Origin of the sequence: Candidatus Mycoplasma haematominutum 'Birmingham 1' (assembly GCF_000319365.1) — a bacterium.
Lineage (GTDB): Bacteria > Bacillota_I > Bacilli_A > Mycoplasmatales > Mycoplasmoidaceae > Eperythrozoon_A > Eperythrozoon_A haematominutum.
Genome location: NC_021007.1, coordinates 304708 through 326465, shown reverse-complemented (window position 1 = coordinate 326465; position 21758 = coordinate 304708). Strand labels below are relative to the sequence as shown.

Below are 21758 nucleotides of genomic sequence, written 5' to 3'. Positions count from 1 at the left end.
AATTTATGTTGTCTTCATCAACTAAATTAATTAGCTTAGGACTTACAGGGCTGGGCTCTACAGGTATAGGAGCTTACTTCACCCCTCAATTATTGGTGGGGAAAAATAGCGATTCAGACTTAATATATAGTGAATCAGCTTCTCAGGAGCTAGATAGAAGTTTTTCGAAGTTTCTCTCCTCGGAACAAGAGCTGAAATCCCAACTAGAAGCGTTGATCTCAAAATTTAAGACAACTATAGGAGATACTAATAGTAAGAAAAGTAAGACACACTCGGAAATACAACAGGAATTGCAGCAAGTGTCAGAAACAGAGGGGAAGCTGCAGAAAATCTATCAAGAAAGTAAAGATATACTCTCTAAACTAACAGAGTCATTTAAAAAGTTACATGAAATGGAGGGCAAAAGATTAGGACATGAGGCAGTACTGCAGAGTTTGGATTACTCCAATAAATCACTACATACCTTGGGAAGCGCAATTTACTCTTGGGGAGAATCACTCGAGAAAATTGTATGTGCACTAGATAATAAATCTAATTGTGATAGCTCCGCAAAAGAATGATTTAAAAAGACAATTGATGCGGCTCAATCTTCAGTTAGTGCACAGGGGGGGGGCACAGAAAGCTCAACAAATGCACTCAACCAAATTAAAAACTCAAAAGAGGAACTTACTAAGAAACAAACTGAATTAAGAGCTTTAATTACAAAAATTAGAGATGCTCACTACTCAGGATTATTGCAAGAATTATTTAGAAAAAATTTCCTCACAGGTTTTAAGGACAAAATAGAGACTAAAAAAACAGAAATTAAAAAAATTGAAGCTGAAGAATTAAAGACTAAGGTAGACGAGGGAAATCAGACAGTTCAGACTCTCAATGAATCTTATGGAAAATTAAAAGATAGTAATAGAAAGTGGAAAACCTTAAAGTCTAATGCTGCTGTTTTAGGAAGATATAGTGGTCAATTACAGCATTATCTATGTATGCTCTCTTCAAGTCAAAGTCCAGCATTATGTCAGATGGATTCAGTACAGTCTTAGAATTTTTACATTTAGGCTCTAAAATCTGCTAGTAAAGTCTTTACCTAGTTAATATGACATTTTCTCCACTCTGGCTAAAGTATGCAGTTATATTTGCGGGAGTTAGTTCTGCTTCAGTAGTTCCCCTAGCGTATTCATTTGGAGATCACTTAAATTTCTTTAATTTCAGGGGGGGGCAGTTAATTAATTCTGCAGAAATAGGGAGAGAATTAACTACTAAAGATACAGCAGGCTATGCTAATACTCTTGCGGGAGAAGCTGCATGAAATGATTTAGCTGTTAATCACGCATTCTTTGAAAATATGAAAAGAACTGTAGATTTGAGTGAATTTAAAAAATTATATGGTGCTAGGGAGTTCAAAGAAGAAGCTCTCAGTGGAGCTCGAATAACTAAAAAAGATGAAGGACCTAGTGGAGCGAAAGAGATGACAATTTTAGATGCTTGGGAAAAATTCTTCAGGGAGGATAATAGGAAAGTACCGGAGGGGAAGATTTTCTCTTACTTTAGGGAAGGTCAGGAAAAATTACCTTTTTGAAATTATGATTTTCCATACATTGCTGTAGAATTTCCCAAAAATTACGAGTTGCCTAATAATCTTGTGAAAAGCACCCTAGAAGAGGGTTGAGTTAAGGTGGATCAGCATTCACTACCTACAGAATTGGAGGAATACAGTACTAAGTGAAAAGGTTTTACAGCTTCAACTGATAATTTCCAGAAGGTTATGTCTTCTAGCGGTGCTGAGAGAGAAGAACATAAGAGAAGAGATACTCTAAATAAGATAGTTAAAGCATCTGACGATGCGGATCTATATTTAGTCTCAGCTCCGGAAAAATTACTGAGACTCTGGCTCTCTGAGTGAAAAGATTCTAAAATCACAGAATCTCAGGGAGAAAATAGTAAGTATGCTCTTTTCAAAAATAATCACTATCAAGCTACTCAGTATCATCCAGAGGTCTCAGTACTTTCTAGATGACATGAGGGCAAAACTTATAGAATGTGAATACATCACAAACCTCTTTCTGAATATCAGGCGAGAAATAATAATTCTTGAAAGCGGGCGGTAGAAGGTCGACAGAGAATTTCTGTAGGCAAAGATAAAAAATATGTAGATCCTAAGTTAAAGTGAGGAAATAACTTTTTATTAAATCTGATGAGCTGATATGCTTATACCTATAAACTAGAGGGTATAAACTCTCCTGCTAGAATTACGTACCAAAATATAGCTAAAGCAGGAGCTTGAAACCTACTAGATATTTATGAATTAGATCGTGGAGCTAATTCTAAGAATCTAGGATATAGGGATAATTTTGCAAAGTGAATTTCGGACTGATACTCTGGAGTTAATCGAAATACTCAGAGATATTGAGAGAATGTTTACAACAAGTTCAACTTAACAGATATGACTCACTTTTCGAACAGATGGGAGAGAATTCAGTGAGTAGGTAAGACAATGGATGAATTAGAGCGGGATTGAGGTCAGGTAAAGGTAACTAAACCTACATTGAAGCGGAAATAGTTGAGTGGGATAATTCCAGAGAGAAAGAGAGAGTCAAATTAGTCATCTCTAGCAATTTAATTCTCCGGAAATGCTTTTTCTCCCCAAACTGACTAGTTTAGGCTTAACAGGATTGAGCGCTTCTGGATTATCTGCATATTTCCTACCCCAATATTTGAGCAGTAAAGATACTAATTTAATTTATGAAAGAGAAGAGATTAGCGAGTTAGATAAAACTCAGTTTTCCAGATTGCTAGCAACTGAACAGCAATTGTTGACTCAGATAAGGGAAAAATATCAGTTGTTTAATAAGGCTATTCAGGGAGTAGCTAAGACTAAAAATAAAACTCATACTGAGGTAGAAGCACAGTTAAAGAAGGTAAGTACAGCAGAACAGGAACTAGAAAAAATTTATAGGGAGCTTCAGGAGTTAGTACAACAGTTGGGAAAATTAGGAGTCCAACAAACTAGGATAGCTGCTCAAAAGTTAGATATTGACTCACTAGTGTCAGCATTAAAGTACTACAATGATGCTATGCTAAAAACCGGTACTGTTATTTCTCAATGAGGAGCAGCAGTAAATCAGATTTTGTGTGCTTTTAACAATAATGACGGAGCTAAAGACTGTGCTAGTGTAAATCAATGACTATCAAACAACACGGAAGGAGTGACTACTGAAAACTCATCTCCATCCGTTAGTAGCTCCGAGGGGGGGGGCACTCCGGCCTCGAAAGAAGCAAAAACTCAACTAGAAAGCTCAAAAACAGTTTTAACTCAGCAACTGGATAGTTTGAGAAAATTGGTGAGTAAAAATGCAATTAACCACTTGTGAGGCTCATATCAAGAGACAGCTTATACTAAAGTGCAACAAGAATTAAAGACACTATCTGATGGACTTAAAAAAGTTTCAGAAGAACACAGTAAGACAATTACCACTAAGATAGAAAGCAGCAAATCTAAAACAGAAACTTTAAACCAATCCTATGCCTCTCTGCAAGAAATATACAATAAATGAGAAGCATTAAGGCAAGGAGAAAAAACCCTTGCCAATTGATTAGGTCAGCTTCAAAACTCTATCTGCAATTCTCCATTAACTCCGGATAGCTCAGTTTGCAAAACGACTAGTTAATGAGATGTCTAAAAAATCTAAGAAAGAGTCGAAGCCACAGTTAACAGAGGAGGAGAAATTGAGAAAACGATTAGAACATTTAGAAGCTGAATTAGACCAACAGGAGGTAATTATTGATGCTGCAGAGAAAAAAATATCAGAAGCTGTTCAAGAATTAGATGAAATAGAGGCTAAATTATATGAATTGGATTTAAAAGCCAAAAAATCTTAAATTTTTAGACTTTTATCTTTAGTTAATCTTTATTTTTTAGTAGAAATTTAAAATGATGTTTTCCCTTTCTAAATTTTTGCTAGGAGGAAGCACTATAGCCTCCTCTGGAGGAATAGCTTCATACTTAGTTCCCTACACATCGGTTTCTGGAGAAACTTTTTTCTTTAGATCTCAAGAAGGAGTAGACTTTCAATTAGAAAAATTAGAACAACTTCTAGGGGAAACTAAACAAAGGCTAAGTGAGTGAAAAACTAAATTTAATAAGTCCAAAGAAGCTGCTGAAGCTTCTAAAGATCAAGAATTTACTACTTCTCTAGATTTATTTGAGAAAATAGCTGTTAATGAAGCAAGCTTGACTTCCCTCTATGAAACTATTAAGTCTAAAATAGAGACTCTGAAGTCTAAGTCTGAAGAATTAAAGCAGCAGGTAGAGCAGAAATTGAAATTAGAGTCAGATTTAGCACTAGTAAAAACCTCTCTGGACTATGGGAATCAATTAAATAGGCTGCTAAGTACTTGGGAATCTTCCATGTCTAAAGTAATTGCAGAATTTCAAACTAACCAATCCTCAAGCGAGTCAAGTAGTTCGGGGGGGGGCGACAACAGAAGGTCAAAAGGCTCAAGAAACATTAACTTCAGTTAAGTCTAAGTTCGAAGAATTAAATAAAAGCATTACAGAGACTAGATCTAAAATCACCGAACACCAGCTAGGTACTGTTTTGCAGGATTGGCAACTTTATGCTCAAAAATTAAAAACCACTGCGATTATTACCTGGCTTGAGCAATATATGCAATTAGTGAATAGTACTATTCAGAAAACCAACAATAGAGCTTCGCAGACAACCAGCGAACTAAATACTAATAGTGAAAAATTGAAAAAAAGTCACGAAAATTACAATAAATTTAAGACTTTACAGGCCAATTTTCACAGTTTTGGAGAAAAATTCCAGTTAGAAATTCAAAACATTGAAAAATTTTTAGGTAGTTAATTTTTTAGAAAACCGGGGGAAAACTACTTAAACTTACTCTTTTTAAGGGTAAAATTTAGTTTTTTACCCTTTTATTAGTGAGTTTTTTAGAGTCGTTATTAGAACAAATAAGAAAAACTTTAATCTTGTTACCGTTTGCGGACGGTAACAAGATGCAGTATATCGGTGCCGGTGTAGCTATGTTAGCCGGTTGCGGTGCCGCGTTGGCTCAGGGTTTCATTGGAGGTAAGGCAATTGAGGCGTTGGCAAGAAACCCTGAGGTCGAGGCTCTGATATTTCGACAGTTCATTGTTGGTGCAGCAGTGTGTGAAAGTGTTGCTATATACGGGCTAATAATAGCGATCTTACTTATGTTTGCTGTTAATGGCTAATAATAGCGATCTTACTTATGTTTGCTGTTAATGGCAAAATTTTCAATTTTGACAAATATCAGCAAACATTACAATCAACAACCTCCAGTAAATAAGAAGCTTTTTTCCTAATTAAAAGGCGCCTTTTTCAAGGCACCGAAAAACATCTCTCTACTCTCTTGATTACGATTTATTCGGTTTTCATAGCAGCTTGGTTTTAAAGCTTTAGATAAAAAGGGAAGGAGGAGATGAGTTTAAAGCTGCAGCTATTAGGTACTTTTTTAACTACTAGTGCAGTAGCTACAGTTGCAACTCCCCTAACAATGATTTCTAAATTCTCTGTTTATGATGAACCATTCTCGGAATTAACTTTGCAGAAAATAGTTGAGGAGGCTGATAAAAGTTATAAATCTAGAGGAGGTACTAAAAAGATAGAAGATATTTTGACTGCAGAGAGAATACAAGAATTTTCTCAATTAATGGGTAAGGTAAAGTTACACTCTGCTAACAAGAGAGATATGATTAATCCACCTATAGAGTTAAGCCAAACCGAGAGGGAGTTGATAGTTAGTTTTTATGCAGCTTATTCTCTGTTAAAGCTAGAAAATACTGAACTTTTCTCCCTCTCCAGAGAGGTCGATGATGATAGCTTTAAACCTTTTGAGGGGTTGAAAGCTGGTAAGGTATTGCAGTCATTAGATAGGTTAGATTGAACTTCAGAAAATTTATCCTTTTCTAAAGTGTCAGAAACAGAGGAGGCGGGAAACAGTTCAGCAAGTTTTAACACTCTCTATTCAGAAATTCCCACATTAAGGGAGAAGTTTAAAAACCCACAAATAGAACACAGTGAAAAATTGAAGAAAGAGGCAATTTGAGACATCTCAAATTGATTAATTAGGGAAATGGAGGGAATTCATAAAGCTTACTTTTAGTGTCTTTGAGTAAAAAACATGAGATATTAATTTTTTATTCTTTTTAAAGATGTAGAGGCCTCAAAGGGCGGCGGTTTGCCGCTTGTTTTTTGAGAGGGAGGTAAAATTTTTTTACTGCATACATCTACTAATATCTAAAGGTAGTTTCTAGTTGCTTAGAAGTAGAACTAAATTAGCTCTTCCAGTAGTTGTCTTAGGGTTAGGAGCTAGTTCTACCCCTTCACTAACTAATTTCTTTTCACTCTCTTTACCCTTTCTTACTTTCGAGGGGGGGGGCACCGGAAAATTAGCAAATAACGAGCACAGCTATGTTTCTCACACTCTTTCCCTAGAGTCAGAGCTTAGTCAAGTGAAGATAAGTCCGGAGCGAAAGTTAAATGCTGAGGAATTGAGTCAAGATAATGTTCAAGTGCTGGATTTATCATCTCAGGAACAAGTGAATGAATCAGACCAAAAAGGAACTATACAGTCAATTTATTCTGAAAATATAACAGAGGGTAAAGCACTTCAGTTAGATGGAGAAAGCAAGTTAAAAACTCAGGAGTTTGCCTCCAAAAGCCTTCCCCATTTAGCAGATTACATTTCTGCAAAAGATAAAGTTGAGAGATTACTAGGTAAGCCTACCAGAAGAACAAGGAGGAGCGCAAAGTCTAATCAAGAAGTAGGACTTACATTAAAGGAGCGGAAGGCTTTGCTAGCAATGTTTAAGTTATTTGAAGACTTAGAAAAGGAGAGGGATAAACTCTCTCCTAGAGTTTATAGTCTGGATGGAAGTGAGGCGCAGCTCACTTCTGCTCAACGACCTAGTCTTGCTGAAATTGAAGCCAATTTGAGTAAAATGCAGTGAACTACTGCACCTCAGGTAAAGTATTTAGAGAATTCTGGAGGAATTTTTAGAAGGACTTCTACCTCTAGTTGAAAAACATGGACTAACAATCCATTTCATGTTTTTTTAGATAGGGAATCAGACTACACTTCTTTACTTACTAAGGTGTCTCAGGCTGAGGCGAAACTATCTAGACAGAGACAAGCTGATTCAGTTAAGGGCGGACTAAGGTATAAAGTGATACTCTCTCCAACTGCTCAGGGATTTAAGCAGGAGGTAGAGGAGGCGAAGGCAAAAATATCTATGCAAGTAGCGGCAAAATTACTGCGCTGAGCCAATCAGTGAAATTTTCAAACAGCATAAATTTAATAATCAGTCTTGAGTCATGCTAGGACTAAATTGATTGGAGCACTATCTCTATTATTAGGAGCCCCTTCAGGGGCTTCTTTGGCTGTTTCAGAGCTAAATTTTCTTGATTTAGGTAAACTGTTTAGTCCCTTGGGGGGGGGCTCCAGCTTAACTACTTCGGACTATCCCCTCAACCGGAATACTTTAGATTCAGGAGATAAAGTTCAGAGCATAAAAATAGAGCTTAAGGAAAAACAGAGCCCTTCAAGCTTGGACAGCATTAACGGCGCTGTAAATTTCACTGATGAAAAAGATATAGATCACAAATTTAAAGACTTGAACATTCAAGACATTTATATGGAAGCTGAAAAGGAGGAGAAGACATTAACTCTAAGGGAGAAGGGAAAAGTTAAGGTAAGGGAATCTCTTTCTAAAGTTCAGAAACACCTACCTAACTATCAGACAGGAAAGACTAAGTTTGACAGGTGATTGCAAATGCAGTCTAAATCAAGTAGACGAAAAAGAGCAGCTGCACATAATAGTTTCCTTTCTCTAACAAGAGATGAACGTACAGCGCTCCTAGAGATGTTTAAAGAATTTGAGAAGTTAGAGGGCAAACAAAGCATACTTATCCCTCAATTGGCAGAGATAGATAGTAATTTAGCTGGAGTAGCTGCAGCTCAGAAAGTTAAGCCGAAAAGTGTTGAAATTGAGCGAAAACTTAGGGAGATAAATTGAATGACGGGTTCAAAAATTAAATATACCCAGCCTACAGTCAGGAAACGTAGATGAGGGGCCAGCTCCCCCGCTCTCCCTGATTGAAAAAAGTGAGAACTTAATCCCTTTAATCTTTTTCTGGAAAATCAGTCAATTTATACTTCCCTAATTCGCAAAGTAGAGCAGGCTAAACAAAATAAACAGTACCAGCAACGCAGTGAGGTTTTTTCAAGGGGAATACAGGCAAAATTTTGACCCTCTTCTCAAACACAAGAATTTCAACAGAGAATAGAGAGAGCTGAAGAAGATATTACTTTCCAAGTTGCATCCAGACTTTTAAGTTGAATGAATCAAATATAACTTCTACCATTTTTTAGCCTTAAAAAAGTTTGGTTATAAACAGAAGAGTTCAACTTATGGGAGGAATGACAATCCTTTTAGCTGCACCTTCTAGCACAGCACTAACAACTCTTGAGTTAGGTAACTTTTCGCTGGGCAATCTTATGGCTTCGGGGGGGGGCTCCCATCATCTAGAAAATAAATATCCTGAGCGGACTGCTCAAACCCTTGAGTTAGAAGGAGCAGCTAAGAACTTACAGTTGAACAAATCAGAGGGAAAAGTACAGGACTACAAATTGAAGGAGAGCAGCACTGTAGACATAGATTTAACCGATAAGCAATCGGTCAGCGATTTAACTGAAGGAGATACTATCAAAACTATATATTTAGAAGAACATCGAGAAGGTGAGGTACTAAGTTTAAGTGAAGAGGGCAGGGAAAAAGCCCAATCTATTATTACTGAAAGCATTCCTCACTCTAGGGATTATTTCGCAGCTAGAGAGAAGGTCAATGCTTTTTTTAAGTCCCAACAGGTAAGCGCATCTAGGAGAAGCCGCAGAAGCGCTACTGAAAAAAGTAAAGTTATTACCTTAACCCAACATGAGAGAAAAGCTATTCTAGAGATGCTTAAATTATTTGAAAAACTAGAAAAAGAAAAGGCAAATCTTACCCCTAAAGTAAATAAATTAGATAATTCAACCCTCCCTTTAACTCAAACAAGCTTTAGACCATCGTTATCAGAGATAGAGCAGAATTTACTTCAAATTGGCTGAACTTTCCAACCCCAGGTGAAATATGAAGAGAATTCATCCAGATGATCTAGGTCAAGCACTCCAAGAAGATGAGCCAATTGAGAGCACAATCCCTACCATGTTTTTCTCTCCAGTAAGCAAGATTATGACTCCCTGATCAGAAAAATTCAAACCACTCAATCTTCTTTACAGGCCCAAAAGAATAAAGATATGCTGACAGGCGGACTACGCCGCAGAATGATACTTTCTCCTGAGGCGAAAAAGATAGAGGCTCAGGTGGAGGAAGCTAAGTCAAGAATAGCTATGAAGGTTGCAGCTAAAATGCTTATCTGATTGAATCAATTTGAAACTCCATCTATATAAAAAGGCTGATTAGCCCTACTTGCACTATTCCAGAGTTAAGTTACTTGGAGCACTTTCACTATTATTAGGAGCTCCTTCAGGAGCGACTCTTTTATCTTCAAATCTAGGTAGTCTCTCCCTAGAGAATCTATTCACCCCCTCCTTCGGGGGGGGGCTTTATCCTAGGTTAGATAGAAATATGGATCAACCGCAAGAGCTGCAGCTATCGTGAGGGGAAAAAATACAGTCTCGAAGCATTGATAAAAATTATTCAGTCGGTTCGACTAAACTCCCATTAATGTCTGAAGAGAGAATTGTAGACATGATGCAAGAGCCAATAGCTGAAAATAGTATTGCCTCTTGCACCGCAAAAACTATTGCACAAGAGGCAGAGCATGAGCAAAAAATATTGAAATTTCAGGAAGAAAGTCAAACCCCCTATTCTCAAGTGAAACAAGAGGCTAGCAAATACTTAACCCCATATAATTCCGGTAAGAAGAAGTTAGAGGCTTTTCTAGGGAAAATTAGAGGTAAGAATCAGAATATTAGAGTAGATAAGCTTTCGAAATTAGAAAGATTAGCTTTTTTGGAAATGTATAGACTTTTTGAAAAATTAGAAAGTGCTAGAGAATTATTAATACCTAGTTTTCAGGAAATTGCAAACGTAGACGCCATCTACTCGATTTCCAAGGATAGACCTAAGATTGAGAAAATCCAATCACAATTAAGGGAAATGAGTTGAACTGCTAGGGACCAGATAATATATTCTGATACTACCTCTAAAACCAGATGACCTAGACGCGCCAGTCCCTCCAAGTGAGATAATTGAACTTCCAATCCATTTAATTTATTCCTATCCAATAAAAGAGAGTATGATGATTTAGTAAATAAGGTAAAGAGCGCTCAACAAAAATTAGAACGGCAAAAACAGACCGATACTTTTCACAGGGGGAGACAAATGAGAGTTTGGCTTTCCCCACAAGCTTTAGCAATTCAAGCTCAGGTAGATGAAGCTAAAGCTAATTTAGAAATGAAAGTAGCTGCTTCGATGTTAGGCTGAATTAATCAAATAGACCCCACTCTCTTATAGGATGCAACTGCTGCTGAAGTAAAGTATGGTAATACTCCATTTCACTGAACCTGCTTTTTAGTATTCTGTAGGACTTTAGAGAGAGTCGCGGGGGAGACTCCCCCGTCAACTCTATGTAGCATTAAGGGTGCGTTAATAAATATTTTTTAGAATCACGTTTAAAAACAAATGTGTAAAATTTAATTTTTATTCATATTTAAATTAATTTAATTTAGATATGCCAGCAAAATATAGAATATTTTTTCCAACATTATCTATTCTTACTGCAGGAGGCGCGACTCTACCCTTAGCTTTTAATACAAATTCTTATAGTGCCAGTGGAGGCAGCACTTACTCAATCTCTAGCATAGACAGCCCTGCTGTAGCAGACGCCACTGTCAATAATCACTCTCTGGACTTCACATCAAATAACTCACCTTCAGCTGCTATTGCAGTTTCAGAAACTAGCTCTACTCCCGAAACAGCTCTAAACCTAGACACTGAAAGTGCTGAATTTGCATGAGAGCGAGAAGACGACATTTTAGGTTCAGATGCATTTGAAATTTCCACTTTACAGGATGAGATTGATAAGGTAGCTCAAGTTAGAGAAATATCAGAACAGCAGATAAAAGAATTTCAGGCAGCTATTAAATATGTCAAAAAATCTAAACAGGGATTTAGGGTAATTACAGATAAGGTAAAAGAGTATCAAGACACTCCTGTAGCTCAAGGGGTAGAGTCTGCTATTAGAACTTTCCAGGAAAGTGGAGCCCAATCTTTAACTAAGAAGCATCGAGATTCTCTGCTGAGATTTTTCATTATGTATTCTCGATTAGATAAATTTAAGTCCATTAATTTGTCTAAATTAGATGATTTAATGAATGCTGAACATGATTTAGCCTCTACTTTTCCAGAAGTCCCTGTAATTTCTTACAAGAAAGTAGTAACGAATTTAAATAAGATACATTGAAAGCGCAAAGATTTAAGGTTGTTTAAGGGAGAAACGGATGAAAATAATTGAGGATGGGGAAAGTGAAAAAACAATCCCTACAGCATTTTCTATTCAACTGAAGAAGTATGAAAGTCCAAGATAAATAGATTTGTAGATGCTCAGGCTTTATTCAATATGAATAAAAATGAAGAGGCTACATGTTCTGTAGATGCAGAAAACAGCGTTAGGAATCAGGCTCTACAGGAATGGTGTAAGGGAGATAAGGAGAGATTTAAGCAATTAGTTGAAAGTTATAAATCTGAAATAGAACTAGATATAGCCTCCTGATTATTGAATCAGATGAAAATGATTCACAACGCTAGATTAGCTCGAAAATAAAACTCTTGTAGCGAAAAGTTTAAAAGAGGCGGCTTTTAGCCGCTTCTTGTTATCTTTTAGATAGTGGGTTTTGCTGTAACACTTTTTTATTAATTTCTAGCAAAAAAACAGAGAGGGTAGTAGGAATATATTACCCGAGAATGTTTAAGCCCTTTTTCCGCTCCCATAAATAAAAGAGAGATTAATTCAAAATAAATTGTTGCTCAGAGTTTATAGTAAAATTATTTTTTTCAATTCCTTATATGTTTTGAAATTTCAAGGCAAAGGTTGCGCTATTAGCTCCCGTCATAGCTTCTGGAGCTTCAACCCCTATATTTTTTCATTCAAGAATAGGAGATAGTTTAGGAATCAACGGGGGGGGGCGCCGACAGAGTCCGAGGTGATAAAAATTATGCTTTAGGATTATCAACTCTTCCACTTAGAACTTCTGGTGATGCAATAGTACTACCTCCTGTTACCAACCAGAGTCAATTATCAGACATTACAAATAATCACTCAGAATATATTTCGGAAGATTTTTTAAGCTCTAAGCCACTTCTTCATATCCCTCCCAAAAATTTATCAAGTAGCTTTGCTAGAGAGATTGAAAAAAGAGATGTAATAAGTCGGGTTAATAATGAGCAGGAAAAAGCTTATTTAGGGGAAATGCAAAAAATGGAACGAATTAAATTTAACTTCACGAACGCTAAACATAAAGTAGAAAAATATATGGAGCATAATAAGAGAAGTAGCCACACAATAAAACGATCGACAGTGGACAATCAACTAGAGCCTTTAACTCCAGAGGAGAGGAAGTCTCTAATGTATTTTTTCGAGGGATTTCATAAATTAGATCAGAAAAAAAGTGCACTTTCCCTGAAATTAACTGCCGTAGCGCCTAATGAAGAAGTATTAATTTCTCCCGAGTTAGATCCAACTCTTAAGCGTAAAGTTAGACAATCTCTGCACAAAATTAATTGAGATAAAAATGAAGTGAAATTATTCAAACGACTAGAAAATTACCCTTCAGATGCCGGTAATCTTTTTGGATGAAAAAATTGACAGCAGTCTCCTTTTAGTGTTTTTTACGAGGATCAACATCCTTGAATGGAGGATATGCAAGGTTGATCTACTACCTTAAATGTTCAACAAAAAAGAGAGAAACAAGATAGGCAGCGGTGTTCTTTTTCCTCTATTGGATTTGGAGGAAAAAGAAATACAAATTCCAGAAGTTGCGCCCCTCCTAAACAAGAATACAAGAAGATAGTTCAACACAAGAAAGATGTGATAGAAATGCATATAGCATCTTGATTATTGCAGAAGATGGGCCAACTTACCCAAGATTAAATAAATATAGACATAAGGTAGTTACCTGAGAATAAGGAGGGGGCTCTCGCCCCCCCCCTCTTCTACTAAATACTACTTAGGTAAAATGGAGATTACCTTAATGTGTTCACTTCAGTTAAATGGGAAATTAAATTCAGAATTAGCAAAGAAGAAACAAGAACATTAGGAAATCGTTAAATAAATATAAAGAAGTATTGGAATGGGAAAAACAAATGTCAAGAGTAGTGTAGATTTATGCTACCCCTCACTAAATTAGTAAGTTCTGCTTTAACTGGATTAACCACTTCTGCTTTAACTATTTATTTTTTGCCTGAATCCCTAGCAATTCCGGGAAAGGAGTCAGATTTAATTTATTCTCCAGTAGATCAGGAAGATTCTACCAGATTATTAGCTAAATTTACAGCCACTCAAAGTGAACAGTTAAAAAATTTAGAAAAGTACCTAAAAAAGTTTGAGGAGGCTGGCACTAGACTTCTAACACTAATTAAGGAGGAGCACTCAAATATTTCTTCCTTTTTCAAAAAAGTACAAGATTCAGAAGAAAGCTTAAGGGAGTTCTTGGAACAATATTACAAGACTAGTGCGGAAAAATTACAGCTTGAAGCACTGCTTAATCAGTCCAAATTTTGAAATAATTCTCTCTTTAGAGTAGGTAATCTTATTTCAGGTTGGGGAAAATCTCTTGAACAATTATTATGTGCAATTAATGATGCTTCAGCTTCGCGAAATTGCAGCACTGTCGGCGCAGACTGATATAAATCTACTTCCGAACAGGTTGATGCTACTGCGTCACATTTGCAGGGGGGGGCACTCAACATTCGAAAGATGCACTCCAAAAGTTAAAGGAGGCTGCAGAAAAAATATCAACTGAAAAGAAGAAGCTTCAAGTATTATTAAAGGGTATTTCATATTTAAATTTGATGAATTATGAAAAGGAAGCTTATTTAACTGCAAAAGATAATTCCTATAAACAGGCAATAGAGCAATTTAAAAAATTCCAGGAATCGTTTAATACAGAGTTGCAAAAAGTCTCAGAAAATAGCGTCAAAGAAACAGAAACTTTAATTAAAAATTACCTAAGTCTACAAGAGTCTAATAAAAAATGAGAAAAGTTGAGGAAAATTACCTCCGGAATTTATAGTTGAAAAGGAAGGCTTTTAAATTCAATTTGCAACCTTTCCGGAGGTAATGATCAACAGCATTGCACTACTCCCACAACTCAATAATTAGCACTTAAGTAATGCCCCCCCCTGGGGCCTGTCTAAACTAATTAGTGCAGCTTTCACTAGTTTAGGTATTACAGGATTAGGGGCGTATTTCGCCCCTCATCTTTCAGTAACTAGCGGAAAAAGTCATTCTCTCTTATTTGGAGAAAGCGATATAAGGGAAAATGAGCGGCAATTATTTAAATTACTTGAAGCAGAAAATAATCTCTCAAAAGAGTGAACTGCAATTTCCGAAAAATTTAAAAAAGCGCTGAAAAACACAACTACAAAGAAGGGGGAGAAATATACAGAATTAAATGATGCTCTTTAAAAAGTATCTCAGGAGGAAAAGAAGTTGGAAGAAGCTTATCATGAGTTGAAGAAGGTTTTAAAGCAACTGGAGGAGGCTTTTAAAAAATTAGGAGATTGAGATTCCAAACGTCTAACTCATGATGCCAAAATTCACCAATTATCTTTTGCTAACACCTCTCTATTGACATTAGCGAGAACCATCTACAAGTGAGGAGAAGAGTTGGAAAAATTTGTATGTGCTATAGACAATAAGGAGAATTGCGAAACCAGCTCTAAGGATTGGGAAAAAAAGAGGAATGAAAGCCCTCCCGTTTCTCAGGCTTTAGGGCAAACACAGAATGGTCAAGCTTCAGCAGCTGCACTTCAACAATTGCAAGAATCTCGGAAGGTAATTATCTAAAAACAAGAAAAGTTACGAAAAGCTCTCTCAGCTATTAAGTTCAATAATTATGCAGGACTTATGGAAGAGTCCCCGAGACGCAATTACCAAGAGGGATTACAACGCAAAATAAAGGAACAAAAAAGCATTATTGAAAAGTTACAGAATGAACAGCTAGCTAAAAAAATAGAAGACAACAATACTCAACTGAAGAGCCTTAATACATCTTATGCGAAAACTGTTGAAACTAACAGAAAGTGAGAAAACCTAAAAACTAATGAAATGATTATTGGAAGCTACAGCGGAGCTATTGAAAATTTTCTATGCAATCTGACGTCTAATCACTCCAGTGAAAGTTGTAAGCCTAATACCTAAAAATTGACTAGTTTAGGAGGGATAGTGAAATATATTTCAGTCTTAGGAGTATATTTTTCTGGAGGACTTACACCTTTGATTTATCATACTGTAGATACTAGTACCTCAGGGGGGGGCAATCCTTAACTAAAAAAAATGAAATTAACGAATATACATTCGGGAGCTTTCCCTCCATAAGAGGCAATTATTCTAGAAGTTCCACTGATCTTCAAATATTAGAGAAAAATAAGCTTTCTCCGCTGGAGATGTTACATCCAAACAGACAGATATCTTTCTCTGAGAGTAACTGGACAAGTCGCTACTTTCCCACGGATTTTTTCGATTTAGGGGAAGAATTTTTTGAAAGATTAGATAGCCTATCATTTACCTTTCCCTCAAAACATTCGTTCTATCTCTTTCTAAAAGAAAAATTTCCGGGCGTTTCATTTACACTTCGCGAAGCTGATGTAAAGTCTAATCTCGAAGCAGCTGATATTAATGCGGCGCAAAAAGCTCAATTAATCACAATAGATAACACTAGTGAAAATGAAACTCAGCAGAAGATAAACTCTATAGCTATTAGGGAGGCGTTAGCTTACTTTTTTAGTCCCAAGTGAGAATTTGGAAGAGAGTTGAGTAAATTAAGAGGAGTGGTTCAAACTTCGCACCGCTTTGAAGCTTTTTCAGTCAATTCAGCCGAAAAGGTCAAGGTTATTTTTACGAGAGGTTATGAAGATGTAAATTATCATCTTTCTTTTACCTTAGCTGCTGATTTATTTAAAAATTGTGATTGAAGTAGACAGATGTACAGACCTCAAATTAAACAGGAGGTGCCCCCCCCCAGTAGTTCAGCTGAGTTAGAGGACAAAATAGTCATCATTGGTAGTTGAGTTCCTCCTAAAAATAGTTAGATGAGTTGATCCGCAAATCATAAAATCCCAATTGGTGTGTCTCAACTTTAATTAGTAATGCTTTTCACGTACCCAGCACTCTTAAAATATGCATTCATCTTTACCGGAGTTAGCTCAGCTACTGTGACTCCCCTAATTTATTCCCTAGGCGTAGTAGATACTTTCAGCAGGGGGGGGCACTCATATAGTCCTCACCTAGGAACAAGGGAGGCTCACTCCACAATAGATACTATAGATTTTGAAAAAATTAACGCTGCGGAAGCAAATTGAGCTGGATTATCTATAAATCACGCCTTCTATGAACATATGAAAAAAGCGGTTCCCATAGAAGAATTTCGAAAGATTTACGGAGCATTATCACTTAAAGAGGAGGACTTTCAGGGAAATAGAGTAAAGCAGAAGGGAGGACCTAGGGGAACTCAAAATATGTCTATTTTAGATGCATGAGAAAAGTTCTTTAGTGAAGGGAAGTCCAATACTTCTGAAGGGATATTTTCTTACTTTAAACCAGGAGGGGAAAAATTACCTTTCTGGAATTATGACTACCCATATGTTGCTGTAGAATTTCCCAGAGAATTGAAGTTACCGGAAGGATTAGTTCAAACTTCTCTAGATAAGGGGTGAATTAAGATAGATGGAGACACACTACCCACTGAGTTCGACCAACATAGTATGAATTGAAAGGGACTATCCGATTCATCTCACAACTTTAAGAGAATACTTGATTCCAAAGGTTATGAAAGAGAAGAGTATATCGCTCAAAATACCTTGAATAAGATAATGAGAGCTTCTCCTGATGCGCATCTCTATTTAGTCACCTCTCCAGAAAAGTTATTAAGACTATGATTGGGAGATTGGAGCGATTCAGCTCTTAGTGAAGTTCCAGTTAGAAATGAATATGCTCTCTTCAAAAACAATCACTTTAAAGCAACTGCAGATCATCCAGAGGTAACTATCTTAACTAGATGACATAAAGATAGAACCTACAGAATGTGACTACATCACAAACCATTGGTTGAAACCCAAGTTAAAACTAACAGTAAAGTTAAATCAATACTTGCGGGAAAACATAGATTCTCTGTAGATAAAGCTGAAAAACGATTAGATCCTAAATTGAAGTGAGGAGATAACTTCCTTTTAAATTTGATGACCTGATATGCTTACACATATAAGCTATCAGGAGAAGCCTCTCCCGATAAAATTACCTACCAAACTTTAGCTAGAGTTGGAGCTTGAAACCTACTAGATATTTATGACCTAGATAGGGGAGCTAATTCAAGAGACAGGAGATATAGAGATAATTTCGCAAGGTGAATTGCGGACTGATACTCTGGAGATAATTTAAATTCTCAAAGATATTGAAAGAATGTATACAATAAGTTCAACTTAACGGATATGAGACATTTCGGTGCGCGTTGAGAAAGGATTAAGTGAATCGGACAAACCATGGATGAATTAGCTAGAGAGTGAGGTCAGGTAAATAACTGAAAACCTAGAAGAACTTAGCTTTTAAATATAAGAGGGGGAACTTCCCCCTCTATTGAAAGTTTCCTACTATTTAGTAAAGATGGTTAGAGGTAAAATATTTTATACCAAAACATTTCCATCCCTAAAAAGGGATAGTAGAAAACTTTAATTTAAATACCAATTTTTAATTGTTTGATAGTAGTGATAGAATTATGACACCTGTTATGAACAATTCTTAAATATAGGTGCAAGGTTAATAGATTTAATGAAGCAATTTTAAGTCACTAGATGTTTTCTCTCTCTAAATTTTTGATAGGAGGAGGTGCCGCATCTTCTTCTTTAGGATTATCTGCCTTTCTCGCTCCCCTCTTAACTTCTACAGGCCCTAACTCTATTTTTGATGCAGATTTATCTAATGAAGTAAATTTGGAAAGATTGCAAACCTTAACGGAAGAGTTGAAGACAAAACTCGATGATTGAATTTCTAAATTTGATCAATCCAAGGGGGAAGCCCAGAAATCTAAAAACGGAGAATTCGAGAAGTCACTTTCGCTAATGACTGCAATTCAGGGAAATGAAGAAAATCTGAAGAAACTTTATGAAGTTATTCAGGAAAAACTAAAGACAATGGGAGAAAAATCGAAAGAATTAACAAGCGAAGTTGAGAATAAGTTAAAACTTCAGTCAAATTTGTCTCAACTAAAGACAGTGTTATCTAACTTAAGCTCACTCCTGCAGCTCTTATCTTCTTGAGAGAATAACATTTCTAAGGTAATTCAAGAGTTTGAGAACCATAAACCAGAGAACTCAGCAAGCACGGGGGGGGGGGGCACTGGCCAGACGACAGAAACAGAGGGCCAAAAAGCCCAAAAAACATTAGAAGAAGTTAAAGAACAGTTTAAGAAAATAAAGGAAAATATTTCAACTGTCAGTTCTAGTTTTAAGAGCCAACAGTTGCAGATATTTGGCAAAGATTGAGCAAATTACTTAGACTATTTAAGCTCTAATGTAAAAATTACCTGGCTAGAGCAGTATCTGCAACTCCTAAACAGAACTGTTCAAACTACTAATAAAGATGCCACTAAAACTACAGCAGAGCTAAATAAAAATAGTGAGTCACTTAAAAAAAGTCACGATGAATACAATCGACTTAAATTAATGGAGTCTAGCTTCCACAGATACAGTGAGGACTTTAAAAATCACCTAAAGAATATGGCAGCTTTCTAGCTAAATGTTTTATCTTTCCAGATTGCTGTTAGGAGGAGGCACTTTAGCCTCCTCAGGAGGATTATCAGCCTATTTTATACCTTCATTAACTTCTATGGGAGAAAGCACTATATTTTCAGGGGAAGAGTCGAGAGATAGAGACTTAAATTTTCAGAGACTTGAGAGTCATGCAGCAGAAACAACAGCAGCGTTAACGAAATTGATTTCTGATTTTCAAAAATCTAAAACCTTTACAGCTAGTGCAAAAGAGAATAAACATAAGAAGTCACTAGAGTTAATGGCTCAGTTGGCTACAAGTGAAGAAGCACTACAGAAACTCTATAAACATATGGAAGAAAAGTTAAAAAACCTTCAGCAGGAATCTCAAACTCTCTCAGCAACTATTGAGGAAAAGTTAGGTTTGGATGCTCAATTTCAGCAGATTAAAGTCTCTCAAGGCACTCTAAATCAATTAGTAGAGAGATTAAAGCAGTGAGAAACTCAATTGAATACGGTTATTTGCGTATTCAAACAACAAGGACAGGAAGATGGTCAACAAGATTGCAATCGTACTTCATCTACCCTGTTAAGCAGTGTTTTAAGTTCAGCTAATTCTTCAGAGGGGGGGGCGTCAGAGCAGACTGCAGTACAAAACGGAGGAGCATCAACTGAGGGAGAAAAAGCTAAGCAAACATTAGCTGCAGCTCAGAAGGTATTTCAATCTCTACAACAGTCAGTATCTCAAGCTAATTTACAGGTACAGCAAGAAGCTATGAAATTGATCTGAGAAGAGTTAAAACGTTATCCTGAATGATTGAAATTACAGTCAAAGATTCAATTAGTTGAAACTCATATACAGCTAATTAACAGAACTATTCAGAAAACTAGTGAGAGTGCAGCTACCAAGACAGAAGAATTAAATAGTCAGAATCAAGAGTTAAAAGTAACTTACGATAAATATGAAACTTTAAAAAAATGAGAATCTAGCTTTCACAGTTTTATAGCACAATTTCAGCATAAAATGAGGGAATTGAAGGGCGATTCTACCAACTCAGTTACACTCTCAGAGGGATAAAATTTAGTACAGAATCTGATGATTTCAGGTTTGGATTGATAGTTTTTTTACAATAGCTTAAATAAGGTAAAACCGGACAATTTGCTGAGAGTTTGATTCTGGCTCAGGATTAATGCTGGTGGTATGCATAACACATGCAAGTCGAACGAAGAGGGTTTACTCTCTTAGTGGCGAACGGGCGAGTAACACATATTTAACTTACCTGCACGAGGAGAATAGCAACTCGAAAGAGTTATTAATACTCCATAGGTTTGAGACCCAAATTAAAGGGAGCGTTCTGGGAAACTAGAGCTTCGCGAGCAGAGAGGAGTATGTCCTATTAGGTTGTTGGTGGGGTAATTGCCTACCAAGCCGATGATGGGTAGCTGGACTGAGAGGTCGACCAGCCGCAATGGGATTGAAATACGGCCCATATTCCTACGGGAAGCAGCAGTGAGGAATTTTTCACAATGGACGAAAGTCTGATGGAGCAATACCATGTGAACGATGAAGGTCTTCTGATTGTAAAGTTCTTTTATTTAGGAAAAAAAGCTTGATAGGAAATGATTAAGCCTTGATTGTACTAAATGAATAAGTGACAGCTAACTATGTGCCAGCAGCTGCGGTAAAACATAGGTCACGAGCATTATCCGGATTTATTGGGCGTAAAGGAAGCGTAGGCGGACAAATTGATCTATTGTTAAAGGCACTTGCTCAACGAGTTGTTTGTGATAGATATCGTTTGTCTAGAATTAGTTAGGAGATACTGGAATTCAATGTGTAGCGGTGGAATGCGTAGATATATTGAGGAACACCAGAGGCTAAGGCGAGTATCTAGGACATAATTGACGCTGAGGCTTGAAAGCGTGGGGAGCAAATGGGATTAGATACCCCAGTAGTCCACGCCGTAAACGATGGGTATTAGGTATTTGGTCTAGGACTGAGTGCTGTAGCTAACGCGTTAAATACCCCGCCTGGGTAGTATATATGCAAATATGAAACTCAAAGAAATTGACGGGGACCTGAACAAGTGGTGGAGCATGTTGCTTAATTCGATAATACACGAAAAACCTTACCGAGGCTTGTAATCTTTTGCGAAGCTATAGAAATATAGTGGAGGTTATCAGAATGACAGGTGGTGCATGGCTGTCGTCAGCTCGTGTCTTGAGATGTTTGGTTAAGTCCCGTAACGAGCGCAACCCTTCTCTTTAGTTAAATAGTTCTAAAGTGACTGAATCGTAAGATATAGGAAGGCTGGGGCCAAGTCAAGTCATCATGCCCCTTATGCCTCGGGCTGCAAACGTGCTACAATGGTAGGCATAATGTGTCGCAATCTAGAAATAGGGAGCTAATCACCGAAAACCTATCTCAGTCCGGATAAAAGGCTGCAATTCGCCTATTTGAAGTTGGAATCACTAGTAATCCTGTGTCAGCTATATCAGGGTGAATGCGTTCCCAGGTCTTGTACACACCGCCCGTCAAACTATGGGAGAAAGTACTAGTTGAAACCGTATTAAATTACGTCTAGATTGGTAATTTTGACTGGAGTTAAGTCGTAACAAGGTACCCGTACGAGAACGTGCGGGTGGAAAACTTTATATATATTTGGAAGAGGTTGTCTTGTCTAGTTTTACCCTGCAATTGTTAAAAACTATCTGAATTACATAGAGAACTTAG

General features: G+C 36.8%; 25 protein-coding genes and 1 rRNA gene. 25 read left to right on the top strand and 1 reads right to left on the bottom strand.

The genetic code is table 4. The features are described 5' to 3' along the window. The first annotated feature begins 5 nt into the window (after window positions 1-5). The 14 genes from MHM_RS01770 (at window position 6) to MHM_RS02970 (ending at window position 12253) form a co-directional block, all read left to right on the top strand. Complete coding sequence (locus MHM_RS01770) at window positions 6-1037, top strand: hypothetical protein (protein WP_015511722.1); 1032 nt, start codon at window positions 6-8, stop codon at window positions 1035-1037. 53 nt (window positions 1038-1090) lie between these two features. Next, window positions 1091-2554, top strand: a complete 1464-nt coding sequence (locus tag MHM_RS01765) for a hypothetical protein (protein ID WP_015511721.1) — start codon at window positions 1091-1093, stop codon at window positions 2552-2554. 70 nt (window positions 2555-2624) lie between these two features. Further along, a complete protein-coding gene (locus tag MHM_RS01760; RefSeq protein WP_015511720.1) occupies window positions 2625-3662 on the top strand; it encodes a hypothetical protein in 1038 nt (345 codons plus the stop codon). Window positions 3663-3666: 4 nt separating this feature from the next. Then, window positions 3667-3873 carry a hypothetical protein gene (locus tag MHM_RS01755; RefSeq protein WP_015511719.1) on the top strand — a complete coding sequence of 69 codons (207 nt, stop codon included), beginning with the start codon at window positions 3667-3669 and terminating at the stop codon, window positions 3871-3873. 52 nt (window positions 3874-3925) lie between these two features. Beyond that, complete coding sequence (locus MHM_RS01750; RefSeq protein WP_146222372.1) at window positions 3926-4516, top strand: hypothetical protein; 591 nt, start codon at window positions 3926-3928, stop codon at window positions 4514-4516. After that, on the top strand, window positions 4416-4862 hold the full coding sequence (locus tag MHM_RS02910) for a hypothetical protein (protein WP_015511717.1): 447 nt from the start codon (window positions 4416-4418) through the stop codon (window positions 4860-4862). The genes MHM_RS01750 and MHM_RS02910 overlap by 101 nt, the downstream gene beginning before the upstream one ends. Window positions 4863-5014: 152 nt before the next feature. Continuing rightward, entirely contained in the window at window positions 5015-5233 is a 219-nt protein-coding gene (gene atpE, locus MHM_RS01740; RefSeq protein ID WP_187286234.1) for an ATP synthase F0 subunit C, read from the top strand. Window positions 5234-5460: 227 nt separating this feature from the next. Then, window positions 5461-6144, top strand: a complete 684-nt coding sequence (locus tag MHM_RS01735) for a hypothetical protein (protein WP_015511715.1) — start codon at window positions 5461-5463, stop codon at window positions 6142-6144. Window positions 6145-6295: 151 nt separating this feature from the next. Next, window positions 6296-7333, top strand: a complete 1038-nt coding sequence (locus MHM_RS01730; RefSeq protein ID WP_015511714.1) for a hypothetical protein — start codon at window positions 6296-6298, stop codon at window positions 7331-7333. Between the two features lie 15 nt (window positions 7334-7348). Continuing rightward, window positions 7349-8395 carry a hypothetical protein gene (locus MHM_RS01725; RefSeq protein WP_015511713.1) on the top strand — a complete coding sequence of 349 codons (1047 nt, stop codon included), beginning with the start codon at window positions 7349-7351 and terminating at the stop codon, window positions 8393-8395. A 65-nt stretch (window positions 8396-8460) separates the two neighbouring features. Then, window positions 8461-9489, top strand: coding sequence for a hypothetical protein (locus MHM_RS01720; RefSeq protein WP_187286217.1), 1029 nt, complete (start codon window positions 8461-8463; stop codon window positions 9487-9489). A gap of 19 nt (window positions 9490-9508) precedes the next feature. Next, on the top strand, window positions 9509-10558 hold the full coding sequence (locus MHM_RS01715) for a hypothetical protein (protein ID WP_015511711.1): 1050 nt from the start codon (window positions 9509-9511) through the stop codon (window positions 10556-10558). Between the two features lie 217 nt (window positions 10559-10775). After that, entirely contained in the window at window positions 10776-11867 is a 1092-nt protein-coding gene (locus tag MHM_RS01710) for a hypothetical protein (protein ID WP_015511710.1), read from the top strand. Between the two features lie 242 nt (window positions 11868-12109). After that, window positions 12110-12253, top strand: coding sequence for a hypothetical protein (locus tag MHM_RS02970; RefSeq protein ID WP_187286216.1), 144 nt, complete (start codon window positions 12110-12112; stop codon window positions 12251-12253). Between the two features lie 3 nt (window positions 12254-12256). Here MHM_RS02970 and MHM_RS02965 read toward each other — a convergent pair whose 3' ends face one another. Beyond that, window positions 12257-12421, bottom strand: a complete 165-nt coding sequence (locus MHM_RS02965) for a hypothetical protein (RefSeq protein ID WP_187286215.1) — start codon at window positions 12419-12421, stop codon at window positions 12257-12259. A gap of 100 nt (window positions 12422-12521) precedes the next feature. On the opposite strand from MHM_RS02965, the gene MHM_RS01705 reads away from it, so the two are divergent. The 11 genes from MHM_RS01705 (at window position 12522) to MHM_RS01655 (ending at window position 21682) form a co-directional block, all read left to right on the top strand. Continuing rightward, window positions 12522-13193: a hypothetical protein gene (locus MHM_RS01705; protein ID WP_187286214.1), complete on the top strand. Its 672-nt coding sequence runs from the start codon at window positions 12522-12524 to the stop codon at window positions 13191-13193. Between the two features lie 234 nt (window positions 13194-13427). Further along, window positions 13428-14036: a hypothetical protein gene (locus MHM_RS01700; RefSeq protein ID WP_015511708.1), complete on the top strand. Its 609-nt coding sequence runs from the start codon at window positions 13428-13430 to the stop codon at window positions 14034-14036. Window positions 14037-14113: 77 nt separating this feature from the next. Beyond that, window positions 14114-14419, top strand: coding sequence for a hypothetical protein (locus MHM_RS01695; RefSeq protein WP_015511707.1), 306 nt, complete (start codon window positions 14114-14116; stop codon window positions 14417-14419). A 334-nt stretch (window positions 14420-14753) separates the two neighbouring features. Further along, entirely contained in the window at window positions 14754-15110 is a 357-nt protein-coding gene (locus tag MHM_RS01685) for a hypothetical protein (protein ID WP_015511706.1), read from the top strand. A 60-nt stretch (window positions 15111-15170) separates the two neighbouring features. Beyond that, window positions 15171-15464 (top strand): hypothetical protein, encoded by a 294-nt coding sequence (locus MHM_RS01680; protein WP_015511705.1) that lies wholly within the window; start codon window positions 15171-15173, stop codon window positions 15462-15464. A 3-nt stretch (window positions 15465-15467) separates the two neighbouring features. Next, window positions 15468-15590: a hypothetical protein gene (locus MHM_RS03080; RefSeq protein WP_015511704.1), complete on the top strand. Its 123-nt coding sequence runs from the start codon at window positions 15468-15470 to the stop codon at window positions 15588-15590. Window positions 15591-15709: 119 nt separating this feature from the next. Beyond that, window positions 15710-16354 carry a hypothetical protein gene (locus MHM_RS01675; RefSeq protein ID WP_043902115.1) on the top strand — a complete coding sequence of 215 codons (645 nt, stop codon included), beginning with the start codon at window positions 15710-15712 and terminating at the stop codon, window positions 16352-16354. 57 nt (window positions 16355-16411) lie between these two features. Beyond that, complete coding sequence (locus MHM_RS01670; RefSeq protein ID WP_015511702.1) at window positions 16412-17860, top strand: hypothetical protein; 1449 nt, start codon at window positions 16412-16414, stop codon at window positions 17858-17860. Window positions 17861-18109: 249 nt separating this feature from the next. Further along, complete coding sequence (locus MHM_RS01665) at window positions 18110-19048, top strand: hypothetical protein (protein ID WP_015511701.1); 939 nt, start codon at window positions 18110-18112, stop codon at window positions 19046-19048. Between the two features lie 4 nt (window positions 19049-19052). Further along, window positions 19053-20102 carry a hypothetical protein gene (locus MHM_RS01660; protein ID WP_015511700.1) on the top strand — a complete coding sequence of 350 codons (1050 nt, stop codon included), beginning with the start codon at window positions 19053-19055 and terminating at the stop codon, window positions 20100-20102. A gap of 80 nt (window positions 20103-20182) precedes the next feature. Continuing rightward, window positions 20183-21682: ribosomal RNA gene (locus MHM_RS01655) — 16S ribosomal RNA — on the top strand. Window positions 21683-21758: the final 76 nt, after the last annotated feature.